Origin of the sequence: Limnohabitans sp. Hippo4 (assembly GCF_003063605.1) — a bacterium.
Lineage (GTDB): Bacteria > Pseudomonadota > Gammaproteobacteria > Burkholderiales > Burkholderiaceae_C > Limnohabitans_A.
Genome location: NZ_NESE01000003.1, coordinates 19,289 through 33,897, shown reverse-complemented (window position 1 = coordinate 33,897; position 14,609 = coordinate 19,289). Strand labels below are relative to the sequence as shown.

General features: G+C 53.9%; 13 protein-coding genes. 8 read left to right on the top strand and 5 right to left on the bottom strand.

Annotation, left to right across the window (positions count from 1 at the left end; all coding sequences use genetic code 11):
- The first annotated feature begins 32 nt into the window (after nucleotides 1-32).
- The 4 genes from B9Z46_RS09150 (at nucleotide 33) to B9Z46_RS09135 (ending at nucleotide 2,351) form a co-directional block, all read left to right on the top strand.
- On the top strand, nucleotides 33-440 hold the full coding sequence (locus B9Z46_RS09150) for a rhodanese-like domain-containing protein (RefSeq protein ID WP_055359874.1): 408 nt from the start codon (nucleotides 33-35) through the stop codon (nucleotides 438-440).
- A gap of 20 nt (nucleotides 441-460) precedes the next feature.
- Nucleotides 461-721, top strand: a complete 261-nt coding sequence (gene grxC, locus B9Z46_RS09145) for a glutaredoxin 3 (protein WP_108255918.1) — start codon at nucleotides 461-463, stop codon at nucleotides 719-721.
- A 115-nt stretch (nucleotides 722-836) separates the two neighbouring features.
- Nucleotides 837-1,298 carry a protein-export chaperone SecB gene (gene secB, locus B9Z46_RS09140; RefSeq protein WP_055361835.1) on the top strand — a complete coding sequence of 154 codons (462 nt, stop codon included), beginning with the start codon at nucleotides 837-839 and terminating at the stop codon, nucleotides 1,296-1,298.
- Nucleotides 1,299-1,325: 27 nt separating this feature from the next.
- Nucleotides 1,326-2,351 carry an NAD(P)H-dependent glycerol-3-phosphate dehydrogenase gene (locus B9Z46_RS09135; protein WP_108256437.1) on the top strand — a complete coding sequence of 342 codons (1,026 nt, stop codon included), beginning with the start codon at nucleotides 1,326-1,328 and terminating at the stop codon, nucleotides 2,349-2,351.
- Nucleotides 2,352-2,379: 28 nt separating this feature from the next.
- On the opposite strand, the gene B9Z46_RS09130 is transcribed toward B9Z46_RS09135, so the two are convergent.
- From B9Z46_RS09130 to metG, 4 genes are read right to left on the bottom strand one after another with little or no spacing between them, the layout of a single operon-like run.
- On the bottom strand, nucleotides 2,380-3,234 hold the full coding sequence (locus B9Z46_RS09130) for a ScpA family protein (protein ID WP_055359876.1): 855 nt from the start codon (nucleotides 3,232-3,234) through the stop codon (nucleotides 2,380-2,382).
- Between the two features lie 5 nt (nucleotides 3,235-3,239).
- A complete protein-coding gene (locus B9Z46_RS09125) occupies nucleotides 3,240-3,443 on the bottom strand; it encodes a DUF3460 family protein (RefSeq protein ID WP_108256435.1) in 204 nt (67 codons plus the stop codon).
- A 55-nt stretch (nucleotides 3,444-3,498) separates the two neighbouring features.
- A complete protein-coding gene (locus B9Z46_RS09120) occupies nucleotides 3,499-5,169 on the bottom strand; it encodes a SulP family inorganic anion transporter (RefSeq protein ID WP_108255916.1) in 1,671 nt (556 codons plus the stop codon).
- Nucleotides 5,170-5,211: 42 nt separating this feature from the next.
- Nucleotides 5,212-7,296, bottom strand: a complete 2,085-nt coding sequence (gene metG / locus B9Z46_RS09115; protein WP_055359879.1) for a methionine--tRNA ligase — start codon at nucleotides 7,294-7,296, stop codon at nucleotides 5,212-5,214.
- An 89-nt stretch (nucleotides 7,297-7,385) separates the two neighbouring features.
- Between metG and apbC the strand changes: the two genes are divergently transcribed.
- Nucleotides 7,386-8,474: an iron-sulfur cluster carrier protein ApbC gene (gene apbC / locus B9Z46_RS09110; protein WP_055359880.1), complete on the top strand. Its 1,089-nt coding sequence runs from the start codon at nucleotides 7,386-7,388 to the stop codon at nucleotides 8,472-8,474.
- A 59-nt stretch (nucleotides 8,475-8,533) separates the two neighbouring features.
- Here the strand turns inward: apbC and B9Z46_RS09105 are convergent, their stop codons facing one another.
- Nucleotides 8,534-10,099 carry a benzoate-CoA ligase family protein gene (locus B9Z46_RS09105; RefSeq protein ID WP_108256432.1) on the bottom strand — a complete coding sequence of 522 codons (1,566 nt, stop codon included), beginning with the start codon at nucleotides 10,097-10,099 and terminating at the stop codon, nucleotides 8,534-8,536.
- A gap of 203 nt (nucleotides 10,100-10,302) precedes the next feature.
- On the opposite strand from B9Z46_RS09105, the gene B9Z46_RS09100 reads away from it, so the two are divergent.
- From B9Z46_RS09100 to boxB, 3 genes are all read left to right on the top strand, one after another.
- Entirely contained in the window at nucleotides 10,303-11,220 is a 918-nt protein-coding gene (locus B9Z46_RS09100) for a helix-turn-helix transcriptional regulator (RefSeq protein ID WP_055361838.1), read from the top strand.
- A gap of 169 nt (nucleotides 11,221-11,389) precedes the next feature.
- Complete coding sequence (gene boxC / locus B9Z46_RS09095) at nucleotides 11,390-13,048, top strand: 2,3-epoxybenzoyl-CoA dihydrolase (protein WP_108255912.1); 1,659 nt, start codon at nucleotides 11,390-11,392, stop codon at nucleotides 13,046-13,048.
- A gap of 109 nt (nucleotides 13,049-13,157) precedes the next feature.
- Nucleotides 13,158-14,585: a benzoyl-CoA 2,3-epoxidase subunit BoxB gene (boxB, locus tag B9Z46_RS09090; protein ID WP_055359882.1), complete on the top strand. Its 1,428-nt coding sequence runs from the start codon at nucleotides 13,158-13,160 to the stop codon at nucleotides 14,583-14,585.
- Nucleotides 14,586-14,609 lie beyond the last annotated feature (24 nt).

Here is a 14,609-nt window from a genome sequence, read left to right as displayed (position 1 = left end):
TGTGCTGCATGTGAACTTTTTAAGGGTTTTTTGTGAATTTTTTGATTGAAAACTGGATGTTGGTTTCCGTGGCTGCGGCCTCAGCCTTGGCGCTTTTTTGGCCAGCCATTACCAAAGGTGCTGCCGGTGGGGTGGAACCTTCCGAAGCGGTTCTGCTCATGAACCGTGAAAAAGCGGTGGTCATTGATGTCTGCGAGCCTGCCGAATTTGCCCAAGGCCATGTGGTCGGCTCCAAAAACATTCCCTTGGGTCAGCTTGAGCAACAACTGCCCCAGTTGGTCAAAAACAAAAGCCTGCCGGTCATCATGGTCTGCCAAGTGGGTGGCCGTGCCAGCCGCGCTGCGGCCCAAGCCCAGAAGCTGGGCTTTGAACGTGCGCAGGCCTTGTCCGGCGGTTTGAAGTCATGGCGCGAAGCCAACCTGCCTGTTGAAAAAGCATAACCATCGAATCTGGAGTTGTCATGCCACAAGTGAAGATGTACACAACGGCCGTTTGCCCCTACTGTGTCCGCGCCAAACAAGTCTTGAAGTCCAAAGGCGTCACGGACATTGAGGAAATCAGGATCGACACCCAACCTGAAGCGCGTGAACACATGATGAAAATCACGGGTCGCCGCACAGTGCCTCAAATCTTCATCGGTGAGACGCATGTGGGTGGCTGTGATGACCTGATGGCTTTGGATGCCAAAGGCGGCTTGATGCCGTTGCTGCAAGCCAGCTGATCTTTGCAGGGGGGGCTTTTGCGCCCCCTGCCATCGGTGATAATCTGACCTGAACCCGCGGTTGGGGCTTGTTCAAGCGGCCGCAGGGATGATCACCCTCAAAGCAAAATTATTTATGTCAGAAGCCAACACCCCCGTGTTCCAAATCCAACGCGTTTACATGAAGGAAGCGTCTTTGGAGCAGCCCAACTCACCCGCCATTTTGTTGGAGCAACAACAACCTGCGGTCGACATTCAATTGGGTGTGGAAGCCAACCAGGCGGCTGAAGGCGTTTACGAAATTTGCGTCACGGCCACCGTGCACACCAAAATTGAAGACAAAACGGTCTTTTTGGTGGAGTGCAAACAAGCAGGCATTTTCGAAATCCGCAATTTGCCTGAAGACCAAATGGGCCCCATCATGGGCATCGCTTGCCCCCAAATCGTGTACCCCTACCTGCGTGGCAATGTGGCCGACATGGTCACTCGCGCTGGCTTCCCGCCTGTGCACTTGGCCGAAATCAACTTCCAAGCCATGTATGAGCAGCAACAAGCTGAAGCTGCGGGCCAAGCGGCGGCTGCACCTCAAGTTCAGTAAATTCATCACCAAGGCCTCAGCTTGAGCCTGAAGATTGCGGTCATCGGGGCAGGTGCTTGGGGCACCGCGCTGGCCATCAGTGCCAGCCGTGAGGGCACAGGGCATCACGTTCAGTTGTGGACGCGTGACCCTGCTGCTGCCAAAGAACTTCAATCCCAAAGAAGCAATCAGCGCTATTTGCCTGGGATTCTTTTTCCTGCGTCATTGCAGTGTGTCAGCACGCCTGTGTCTGAATTGGCCGCATGGGCACAGCAGCACGATTTGATTGTGATTGGCACGCCCATGTCTGCTTTGCGCAGCATGTTGATGACCTTGAAAGATGTGCAGGTGCCCGTGGCTTGGCTTTGCAAAGGCTTTGAAGCGGGTAGCCAAGGTGTTGAATCGGGTGCCATGCCGCATGAGGTGTGTCAGCAAGTCGCTCCCCAACTTCAAGCGGGGGCTTTAAGTGGTCCTAGCTTTGCCTTGGAAGTGGCCACAGCACAGCCAACCGCTTTGGTGGCTGCCAGTGCGCACCCCAAGGTGCGTCAGTTGTTGGTGGATGCGTTTCACAGTGCCAGTTTGCGCGTTTATGCCAACGAGGACATTGTGGGCGTTGAGGTGGGTGGTGCAGTTAAAAACGTATTGGCGATTGCCACAGGTTTGTGCGATGGCTTGAACCTTGGTTTGAATGCCCGCGCCGCGTTGATCACACGTGGCTTGTCTGAAATGACGCGCTTGGGCGTAGCCTTGGGCGCCAAGCCCGAAACCTTCATGGGCTTGTCTGGCTTGGGCGATTTGGTGCTCACTGCCACAGGTGATTTAAGTCGCAATCGCAAAGTGGGTTTGTTGCTGGCGCAAGGCATGGATTTGCAGCAAGCCGTTCAATCATTGGGGCATGTGGCCGAAGGGGTTTACAGCGCGCGCACTGTGGTCAAGCGCGCAATGGCCTTGGGGGTTGAAATGCCCATTGCACAAGCGGTTGTGGCCTTGCTCGATGGCCAGTTGAAACCTGCCGAAGCCGTCGCCGCATTGATGGGACGGGGTGCCAAAGGCGAAGCGGCTTCAAGTTCCTGACCCATTCGGGGCAGTGGTTTTGCCAGGCTTATGCAGGTGTGAAGGCCAAGCGCACGTAGATGGGAGCGAATGCTTCGGCTTGCGTGATTTCAATCAAAGTTTCTTTGGCCAGTTCCAGTAGTGCAATGAAGGTGACCACCAACACCGGTGTGCCTTTGCTGGGATCGAACAAGTTTTCAAACTCCACAAACTTGCGGCCTTGAAGGTGCTTCAAGACGATGCTCATGTGCTCGCGCACGCTGAGCTCTTCGCGCGAAATTTTGTGATGCTGTACCAACTTGGCACGCTTCAGAATGTCGCGCCAGGCTTCTTGCAATTCCACCAAATGAACATCGGGGAAGCGGGGTTGCAAACTTTGCTCGATGTAAACCTGTGCCTTCAGGAAGTCGCGGCCGTATTGGGGCAAATTGCCCAATTGCATGGAGGCCATTTTCATTTGCTCGTACTCGAGCAAACGGCGAACCAATTCGGCACGTGGGTCTTCGGGTTCTTGACCTTCAGCCACTTTCTTGGGTGGCAGCAACATGCGTGATTTGATTTCAATCAGCATGGCCGCCATCAGCAAATATTCAGCGGCCAACTCTAAGTTGTGCTCGCGAATTTCGTCGACATAGCTGAGGTACTGGCGCGTGACCGCCGCCATGGGAATGTCGAGGATGTTGAAATTTTGCTTGCGAATCAAATACAACAACAAGTCCAGAGGACCTTCAAAGGCCTCTAGAAAAACCTCCAAGGCATCCGGTGGGATGTAGAGGTCGTTGGGCATGGAAAACAAAGGCTCGCCATACAGGCGTGCCACGGCCACGTGGTCGATGACCTCGGGCAAGCCCGCGGTGTTGTCAATCGCGGGAAGAACCTCGGGAGATGTGGCCGTGTTTTCCAAAAGTTTCAACCTTTAGTCTGATAGACGTAAGGTTTTTGAGCGACGCGACCTTCGTTGAATTCTTTCAACACATGACGGTCAACTGATGCGTTCCACAACAAAGCGCGGGCTTCTTGTTGGGCGGCATCCAAATGCGGGCGGTCAGCTTTGAGCTGTTCAATGAATTGTGTGGCGTCGGACTGATAGTCTGGACGACGGAAAAAATGCAAGAGCGACATGACAAAGCGCTTTCTGGTTAGAAGTCCGTATTTTAGCGGGCTGGCGCTAGAGGTTTTCTGACGACAAGGCGGTTTCGAGGCCCGTGCCCCAATCGGGCTGGCAGTCCTTGCCGACCAAATCCAGAAGCCCTGTGCGCTTGGCAATGTCCATGGGTTGGTGGTTCAGGCCACAGATCAAGAGTCGAACCTGCCGTTTTTGACAGACCTGCGCCAATGCCATCAAGGCATCAGCGCCTGAAGAATCGATGTAAATGATGTTTTTGAGGTCCAAAATGACCGCTTTTTGCGGTAAGTGGTCTTCGATGGCCTCCACCAGTTTGACCGCACCAAAGAACAAAGCGCCGTAAAACCGATAAGCGCTGATGCGTCCGTCTTGGCCAATCAGGGCTTGGGTGTCCACAGGCGACAGTTGCTCCACCCGGCTGAGGTTGGAAATTCGGTAAATGAAGGTCACGCAAGCCGCAAACAAGCCAAATTCAACCGCCACTGTCAGGTCGACCATCACGGTGAGCAAAAACACAGCCAGCAGGGTGATGCGATAGGGCGCACGGAACTGTTTCAAATCAGAAAATGCGTGCCATTCACCCATGTTCCATGCCACAAACATCAAGATGGCGGCCAAGGCAGCCAAGGGCACGTGGTTGGCCAGCGGCGCGGCCACCCACACCACCACCAACAAGGTCAGCGCATGCACCATGCCTGCGACCGGCGAGCGTCCGCCACTTTTCACGTTGGTCACGGTCCGCGCAATGGTGCCTGTGGCGGGCATGCCACCAAAGAAGGGTGTGACAAAGTTGGCCACGCCTTGCGCCATCAGTTCTTGATTGGGGTTGTGCCTGTCGCCAATCAGGCCATCGGCAATGCGTGCGCACAACAATGACTCAATGGCGCCCAACAAGGTGATGGTGAAGATGGGCATGCTCAAGTTCTTCAATGCCTCCAAGCTGAACTCGGGCCACACAAAGCTGGGCAACGCGGAAGGGATACCGCCAAATTTGCTGCCAATGGTTTCCACAGGCAAGCTCAAGCTTTGCGCCACCAAAGTGGCTACGACCAAGGCCACGATGGAGCCTGGGATGACTTGCAATGTGCGGCGCAAGCCACTGGCTTGAGTTTGTGACGGGCGAGCTGCAAAAGTGCGTTGCCACACCACAATCAACAGGAGAGATCCCAAAGCCAAAGCAAAAGAAGTGGGTTGAAAGCTGGGCAATGCATCGCTCAAAGCGCGCAAGATGCCAAAGAAGTCGGCGGGCATGTTGTTCACTTGGAGACCCAAAAAATCTTTGGCCTGAGACAGCATGATGAGCACAGCAATGCCGTTGGTGAAACCGATCACCACCGCCACCGGAATGAAGCGAATGAGGGTACCCAATTTGAGCAAGCCCATGATGAACAAGAGCACGCCCGATGCGGCGGTGGCAATGATTAGATTGGCCAACCCATAGCGTTCCAAGATGCCATACACAATGACGATGAAGGCGCCGGCTGGACCGCCAATTTGGACCTTGCTGCCACCCAATGCAGAAATGATGAAGCCTGCAATGATGGCGGTGAACAAACCCGCTTCGGGTTTGAGGCCAGAGGCAATGGCGAAGGCCATGGCCAAGGGCAAGGCCACCACGCCAACGGTAAGTCCAGCGGCGATGTCAGCGCCCAGCTGCTCGCGCGAGTAAGCCTTTAACGAGTCAACGAGCTTGGGGCGAAAGAAAAAGGCCATGTGTCAGTGTAGCGTTGCAAATGGCCTTTGATGTGACGCCGATCAGTGAATGCGCATGCCAGGTTTTGCACCGGGCCATGGGTTCAACACATAAATGCCGGGTTCGGCTTTTTCATCGGCATGGCTGGCGGCCAGCACCATGCCTTCAGACACACCAAACTTCATTTTGCGCGGCGCCAAATTGGCCACCATCACGGTGAGCTTGCCCACCAAGTCTTCAGGTTTGTAAACGCTGGCAATGCCACTGAACACATTGCGGTGTTTGCCTTCGCCCACATCCAAAGTGAGGCGCAAGAGTTTGGTCGAACCTTCCACTGCTTCGCATTGCACGATCTGCGCGATGCGCAAATCTACTTTGGCGAAGTCATCAATCGAGATGGTGGGCGCAATGGCCTCGCCACCTGGCAGCGGTGCCGCTTCAACCATGGGCTCGGGCGCTTCGAACAAGGCATCGAGCATGGCCACATCCACACGCTGCATCAAATGTTTGTAGTCGTTGATGGCGTGACCTGCACCCAGGGAAGCTTGCACATGGGTGAAGTTCATGGCATCGATGTTCAAGAATTTTTCCACGTTGCTGGCCAATGAAGGCAGCACCGGCTTGAGCATCAGGCTGAGCAAACGGAAGGCTTCAATGCAGGTGGTGCAAACGTCGTGCAGGCGTGCATCCATGCCTTCTTGTTTGGCCAATTCCCAAGGTTTGTTTTGATCGACGTACTCGTTCACGCGATCGGCCAAGAGCATCACTTCGCGCAGGGCTTTGGCGTAGTCACGCTCGTCATAAAGTTTGGCAATAGGGGGCACGCCTTCGTGCAATTGCTTCAGCAAAGCCTGGCCATCAGCCGACACCGTGCCCAACTTGCCGCCCAATCGCTTGGCAATGAAGCCTGCAGCGCGCGATGCGATGTTGATGTACTTGCCCACCAAGTCGGAGTTGACGCGGGCCATGAAGTCTTCGGGGTTGAAATCGACGTCTTCGTTGCGGCCATTGAGTTTGGCGGCAATGTAGTAACGCAACCACTCGGGGTTCATGCCGAGCTTCAAATACTTGAGCGGGTCGAGGCCGGTGCCGCGGCTCTTGCTCATCTTCTCGCCGCTGACGGTTAAGAAGCCGTGCACATAGACCGCATTGGGTGTTTTGCGGCCGCTGAAGTGCAGCATGGCCGGCCAGAACAGCGTATGGAAATACGTGATGTCTTTGCCAATGAAGTGGTACTGCTCGACATTGGGGTTGTTGATGTAGGCGTTGTAGTCCACACCGATCTTGCCCAAATAGTTTTTGAGCGAAGCCAAGTAGCCAATGGGCGCATCGAGCCACACATAAAAATATTTGCCGGGTGCGTCGGGAATTTCAATGCCGAAGTAAGGTGCGTCGCGGCTGATGTCCCAGTCGCCCAGGCCGCCTTGACCCTCTTCGTCTTTCGCAAACCACTCTTTGATTTTGTTCAGCACTTCGGGCTGCAGGCGGCCGGTGTCGTGTGTCCATTTTTCAAGGAACTCAACGCAGCGTGGGTCAGACAATTTGAAGAAGTAGTGCTCCGATTGTTTGAGCACGGGTGTTGCGCCAGACAAAGCGGAGTAGGGGTTCTTGACCTCTGTGGGCGAGTAAACCGCACCGCAAGATTCGCAGCTGTCGCCGTACTGGTCTTTGGCGCCACACTTGGGGCACTCGCCTTTGATGAAGCGGTCGGGCAAGAACATTGACTTTTCGGGGTCAAAGAATTGCTCAATGGTTTTGGTGGCAATCAAGCCGGCGGCTTTGAGGTCGCGGTAAATTTGCTGCGCCAGTTCGTGGTTCTCGGGGCCATCGGTGGAATGCCAATTGTCAAAGGCAATGTGAAAGCCGTCGAGATAGGGTTTGCGGCCCGCTGCAATGTTGGCCACAAACTGTTGAGGTGTGATGCCGGCTTTTTCGGCGGCAATCATGATGGGGGCACCGTGCGCATCGTCAGCGCACACGAAATGCACCTCATGGCCTTGCATGCGTTGTGCGCGAACCCAGATGTCGGCCTGGATGTACTCCATGATGTGACCGATGTGGAAATTGCCATTGGCATAAGGCAATGCGGTCGTGACAAAAATTTGTCGCTGGGCAGCAGTGAGGTTCGAAACAGACGAGGCAGACATGAGGGGTCAATTTGTAGGGGAATCCTTGATTTTATGGGCTTCAGCCACTTGATGTCGCTAAACTTCCGGCCATTCGCAGAAAGTTTCACATGTCGACCCCAGAACAACTCCAAAAAGCCCTCGAATCGGTCATCGATCCCAACACCGGCAAAGATTTTGTCTCCACCAAAGCCCTGAAAAACCTGGTGGTAGACGGCGGCAATGTGGCATTTGACGTTGAGTTGGGCTATCCCGCCAAGAGCCAGATTCCGGGTTTGCGCAATGCCCTCATTGCCGCTGCCAAGCAGGTTCCCGGCGTGACCAATGTCTCGGCCAACGTCACCATGAAAATTGTGGCTCACGCAGCTCAGCGCGGTGTGGCCTTGCTGCCGCAAGTCAAAAACATCATCGCTGTTGCGTCTGGCAAAGGCGGCGTGGGAAAGAGCACCACGGCAGTCAATTTGGCCTTGGCGCTGGCCGCAGAGGGCGCCAGTGTGGGCTTGCTCGACGCCGACATTTACGGCCCCAGCCAGCCCATGATGATGGGCATTGAAGGCCGTCCTGAGAGCGAAGACGGCAAAACCATGGAGCCCATGGAAAACTATGGCGTGCAAGTCATGTCAATTGGTTTCTTGGTGAACCAAGACGAGGCCATGATTTGGCGCGGCCCGATGGCCACTCAGGCCCTTGAGCAGCTGCTTCGTCAAACCAATTGGAAAGACCTGGATTATTTGATCATCGACATGCCTCCTGGCACGGGTGACATTCAACTCACCCTCAGCCAACGCGTGCCCATGACAGGCGCCGTGATTGTGACCACACCCCAAGACATCGCTTTGTTGGATGCCAAAAAGGGCATCAAGATGTTTGAAAAAGTAGGCGTGCCTATTTTGGGCATTGTGGAAAACATGGCGGTTCATGTCTGTACAAACTGCGGTCATGTTGAGCACATCTTTGGCGCTGATGGCGGCAAGAAAATGGCCGAGAACTACCAAATGGACTACCTGGGTGCCTTGCCCTTGAACATGCAAATTCGTTTGCAAGCTGACAATGGCAAACCTACTGTGGTGGCCGATCCCGATGGCGAAGTGGCCAGCATTTACAAATCGGTGGCGCGCCAAGTGGCCATCAAAATTGCGGCCAAGGCCAAGGACTTTTCTGCCAAGTTCCCAACCATCACTGTGTCAAAAAACACTTGATACAAAAAGCAGTGGCATCTGAATGAGGCCACTTCGCAAAGGCTTGAAGGCTTAGGCTTTCAAGCCTTTTTGTTTTCCAAATCGCGCAAACGGAATCGTTGAATTTTGCCTGTGGCGGTTTTGGGCAGTTCGGTGATGAATTGAATGAAGCGTGGGTATTTGTAGGGCGCCAAACGCTCTTTCACAAAGGACTTCACCTCTTCTTCGGTCAAGCTTTGTCCCGCCTTCAGCACAATGAAAGCTTTGGTTTTGGTCAGGCCATCGGCGTCCACTTTGCCAATGACGGCGGCTTCCAAAATGGCGGGATGCTGAACCAAGGTTGATTCCACTTCAAAAGGTGACACATAGATGCCACTGACTTTCAGCATGTCGTCATTGCGGCCAGCATAGGTGTAATAGCCTTCGGGGTCGCGCGAGTATTTGTCGCCACTCTTGGTCCATTCACCTTGAAAGGTGTCGCGAGATTTTTCTCGGTTGTTCCAATACATCAAAGCGGCTGAAGGGCCTTTGATGTACAAGTCGCCGATCTCGTTGTGGCCGGTCAGCACTTCACCTTGTTCGCCGCGCAATTGCACTTCGTAGCCGGGTACAGGTTTGCCAGTGGTGCCATAGCGCACATCGCCTGGTGTGTTGGACAAGAACACGTGCAGCATTTCAGTCGAGCCAATGCCGTCAATGATTTCGCAGCCAAATTGAGCCGTCCAACGTTCGCCAATGTCTGCGGGCAAGGCCTCGCCTGCAGATGAGCAAAGGCGCAAGGCCACTTTGTCTTTGGTGGGTAAGTCAGGGCTTGCCAACATACCGCCGTAACCTGTGGGCGCGCCGTAAAACACGGTGGGCTTGTGTTCCACCAAACGTTTGAAGGTGGCTTGGGGTGTGGGACGTTCAGCCATCAAGACCACGCTGGCGCCAACGCTTAGCGGGAAGGTGAGGGCATTGCCCAAACCGTATGCAAAGAACAATTTGGCAGCTGAGAACACCACGTCGTTAGACGTTAAAGCCAACACGCCTTTGCCATATAACTGCGCAGTCCAATACAAATTGCCTTGGGTATGCACTGTGCCTTTGGGGTTGCCAGTAGAACCTGAAGAGAACAGCCAGAAGGCGGGTTCGTCGGCATGTGTTTCGGCAGGCAAGCTGGGGCCTGTTGCCGAAGCCAAGAAATCCTTGAAGTGCAGGTTGGGTGCAGGCAAATCACCCTCGTGGCGTGAGACCACGATGTGTTTGATGCTTTTGGTGCCTTGTGCAATGGCGGCATTCAACGTGCCCAGCAATGCGGAGGACACCAAGGCCGCTTGCGCGCGGCTGTTGTTGATCATGAAGGCATAGTCGTCCGCTGTTAACAGCGTATTGACCGCCACGGGCACCACCCCAGCATAAAGAGCGCCCAAAAATGACACAACCCAATCGGTGCTGTCTTGCATCAGCAAGAGCACGCGCTCTTCGCGCTTGAGTCCCAACTTGCGCAGACCCGCTGCACAGGCTCTGATCTGTTCACCCATTTCGCCATAAGTGAGGCTGCCGATATCGTCGATGAGCGCGGTCTTGTCTTTGCGACTGTTGTTGGCTGCGATCAAAAATTGCGCGAAGTTGAATTGCGCGGGTGGGGCTGAGGGCAGCGTCATGTTGATCTCCGTGATCTTGATCAAAAATTTGGATGGTGTGCATTAAAACGCTTGGGCTTTAGGACAACTCGCGGTATAAATGCACTATCTTGCTTGCGGACGAGTATGCAATAAAGTGCATGTTTTGTCTGTCATGAAAAATCAGGGTTTTCCCTTTATTTTGAAAAATCAGCATCGCCAATTCATTGTCTTTGGAGACTTCGGTGACCGAATCATCGACCGCATTTGTTGAAGTGGGTAGCTCTTTAGAGCCCCTGCGCAGCCCATTTTTGATGGCGCTGGGTGATCGTGTGCGCAACTTGCGTTCTCGCAAAGGCATGACCCGAAAAGCAGTCGCTTTAGCGGCCGATGTGTCAGAACGGCACTTGGCCAATTTGGAGTACGGCACAGGCAATGTCTCTGTGTTGGTGTTGTTGCAGGTGTCGCATGCATTGCAATGTTCATTGGCAGAATTGTTGGGTGACATCAGCACCAGCTCACCCGAATGGTTGTTGATTCGTGAACTGCTCAGCAAGCGCACAGAGGCCGATCTGCGTCGTGCGCGCGTTCAGTTGACAGAAATGTTTGGTGAAAGTGGTGACGCCACAGCACGCCGCACCCGCATTGCCCTCATTGGTTTGCGAGGGGCTGGCAAAACCACACTGGGCCAGCGTTTGGCCGATGATTTGGGTTTTACGTTCATTGAACTCAGCCGTGAAATTGAAAAGTTTGCAGGGTGCCAAATCAGTGAAATTCACAACTTGTATGGTGCCAATGCGTATCGCCGATATGAGCGACGTGCATTGGAAGAGGCCATTCAAATTTACCCAGAGGTGGTGATTGCCACGCCGGGTGGTTTGGTCTCTGACTCCGCCAATTTCAATTTGCTGCTGACCCATTGCACCACCGTGTGGTTGCAAGCCAGTGCCAACGACCACATGTCACGCGTCGCTGCGCAAGGTGACCTGCGCCCCATGGCCGCCAGTCCCGAGGCGATGGAAGATTTGAAACGCATTTTGGAAGGACGCTCTGCGTTTTATTCCAAAGCCGATCTCAGCATCGATACCAGTGCACAAGATGCCGAAGAAAGTTTCAAGCGCTTGAAAACGGAAGTTCGCAAAGTCATTCAATGGGTTGAGTAGGGTTTGGGAAAAATTCTCAAAACATAGGGTAAATACTTAATAATTGCATTAAATTGCATGTTGAGTCCCTAAGTTGAATGCAATAAACTGCATGTCAACGCGGTTCGATGGCTTTTTAAGTCTCGCACCAGAGATTCAGACCTTACAAAGACCTTCATTGGAGACCTTTATGACCACAGCGCCCATCGTCAATTACCAAACCTCACCCGAAAACTACAAGCACATCAGCTTGGCCTTTGACGGTGCCGTGGCCACCCTGTCGATCAACATCGACGAAAACGCAGGCATTCGCCCTGGTTACAAATTGAAGCTCAACTCTTATGACTTGGGCGTGGACATTGAATTGCACGATGCCTTGCAGCGCATCCGCTTTGAACACCCCGAAGTTCGCTCTGTGGTGGTCACCAGCTTGAAAGATCGCGTGTTCTGCTCTGGCGCCAACATCTTTATGTTGGGCGTGTCGACTCACGGCTGGAAAGTGAACTTCTGTAAGTTCACCAACGAAACACGCAACGGCATTGAAGACTCCAGTAAATACTCTGGCTTGAAGTTTGTGGCTGCATTGAATGGCGCATGTGCTGGTGGCGGTTACGAGTTGGCCTTGGCTTGCGATGACATCGTGTTGGTGGACGACCGTTCTTCTGCAGTGTCTTTGCCCGAAGTGCCATTGCTCGGCGTATTGCCAGGCACAGGTGGCCTCACACGCGTGACCGACAAGCGCCACGTGCGCCACGACTTGGCCGATATTTTCTGCACCAGCGTGGAAGGTGTGCGCGGTCAAAAAGCCGTAGACTGGCGCTTGGTCGATGCCATTGCCAAGCCCAACCAATTCCAGCAAGTGGTGCGCCAGCGTGCCGACAATTTGGCTGCAAAAAGCGATCGTCCTGCTGCAGAAAAAGGCGTGGCGCTCACACCGATTCAGCGCAACATTGAAGCCGACCGCATCAGCTACAACAACGTGACGGTTGAAATTGACCGGGCCAAGCGCCTGGCCACCTTCACTGTGAAAGCACCAGCATCTGCACAACCCACAGACATCGCCGGCATCTTGGCAGCTGGCGCTCAGTGGTGGCCTTTACAAATGGTGCGTGAATTGGACGACGCCATTTTGCACATGCGCACCAATGAACTCGACATTGGCACTTGGTTGCTCAAAGCCACAGGCGATGCCAAAGCAGTCTTGGCCAGCGATGCGACTTTGTTGGCTCACAAAGACCACTGGTTCGTGCGCGAAACCATTGGTCACTTGCGCCGTACCTTGGCACGCTTGGACGTTTCTTCACGCAGCATTTTTGCACTCGTTGAACCAGGCACTTGCTTCGTAGGCACCTTCGCTGAGTTGGCTTTCTGTGCCGACCGCACTTACATGTTGGCCTTGCCCGATGATGCAGACAAAGCGCCCACCATTCAATTGAATGAGTTCAACTTTGGCTTCTACCCCATGGTGAACGATCAGTCCCGTTTGGCACGTCGCTTCTACGAAGAAGTGCCCGCCATGGAAGCTGCGCGCGGCGCCATTGGCAAAGCATTGGACGCTGACGCTGCATTGGCACTCGGCTTGGTCACCGCTGCACCCGATGACATCGATTGGGATGACGAAATTCGCATGTGCTTGGAAGAGCGCGCGGCCATGTCGCCAGACGCCCTGACAGGCCTCGAAGCCAACCTGCGTTTTGCCAGCCAAGAGAACATGCTCACCCGTATTTTTGGTCGCCTGACTGCATGGCAAAACTGGATCTTCCAGCGCCCCAATGCCGTGGGTGAAAAAGGTGCTTTGAAGGTGTACGGCAAAGGCGAAAAAGTGCAGTTCGACATGAACCGCGTTTAAGCCTCAACGTACAAAAAGTTTTTTGAAAGTGTTGTGCAGCAAGGTTCCCGGTGGTCTTTGCTGCAACCAAAATTTGACCCCACCGTTGCTTTAATTTCTGGAGACTCACATGTCCGGTATCAACTACAGCGAAAAGATTCCTAACAACGTCAACTTGTCTGAAGACCGTACGTTGCAACGCGCCTTGGAACAATGGCAGCCCAACTTCATCAACTGGTGGGACGACATGGGCCCTGAAGGTTCAACCGACATGGACGTGTATTTGCGTACCGCGGTGAGCGTTGACCCACAAGGTTGGGCACAGTTTGGTCACGTCAAAATGCGCGACTACCGTTGGGGTGTGTTTTTGAACCCAGGCGAGCAAGACCGTCAAATTCACTTCGGCGATCACAAGGGCGAGAAAGCTTGGCAAGATGTGCCAGGCGAACACCGCGCCAACCTGCGCCGCATTATTGTGACGCAAGGCGATACGGAACCAGCATCTGTGGAGCAGCAGCGTCACTTGGGCCTCACAGCGCCCAGCATGTACGACCTGCGCAACCTGTTCCAAATTAACGTCGAAGAAGGCCGTCACCTGTGGGCCATGGTCTACTTGTTGCACAAATACTTTGGCAGAGATGGCCGTGAAGAAGCCGATGCTTTGTTGCAACGTAACAGCGGCAACGAAGACAATCCCCGCATCTTGCAAGCCTTCAACGAGAAGACCCCTGACTGGCTCTCATTCTTCATGTTCACGTACTTCACAGACCGTGACGGCAAGTTCCAATTGTGCGCCTTGGCCGAATCTGCATTCGATCCTTTGGCACGCACCACCAAGTTCATGTTGACCGAAGAAGCGCACCACATGTTTGTGGGTGAGTCTGGTGTCAGCCGCACCATCCAGCGCACAGTGGATGTGATGAACCAACTCAAAACCGATGACGTGGCCAAACTGCGCGCTGCCGGCGTGATTGATTTACCCACCATCCAGCGTTACATCAACTTCCACTTCTCCGTCACCATTGATTTGTTTGGTGCCGACGAGTCTTCTAATGCTGCGACTTTCTACAGCTCTGGCTTGAAGGGCCGCTACGAAGAAGGCAAACGCAATGACGATCACGTGTTGAAGGGCAACACTTACAAGATCTTGGCTGTTGAAAATGACAAGCTGATTGAAAAAGAAGTGCCCATGTTGAACGCCTTGAACGAAGTTCTGCGTGACGATTACATCGTTGATTCCAAAGGCGGCATTGAGCGTTGGAACCGTGTGATTGAAAAGGCAGGCATTCCTTTCAAGCTCACAGCCCCTCACAAAGCTTTCCACCGCAACATCGGTTCTTTGTCTGGCGCCAAAATCACGCCCGATGGCCGTGTGGTGACAGCCGAAGAGTGGATGGCCAAAGTGGGCGAGTGGTTGCCTACCAACGAAGACCGCGCTTATGTGGGCAGCCTGATGGGCCGCGTCACAGAGCCAGGCAAGTTTGCCAACTGGATTGCCCCTCCTGTCATGGGCATCAACCGTCAGCCTGTAGACTTCGACTACGTTCGTTTCAACTGAGATCTGAAAAGATCTTACCCACAC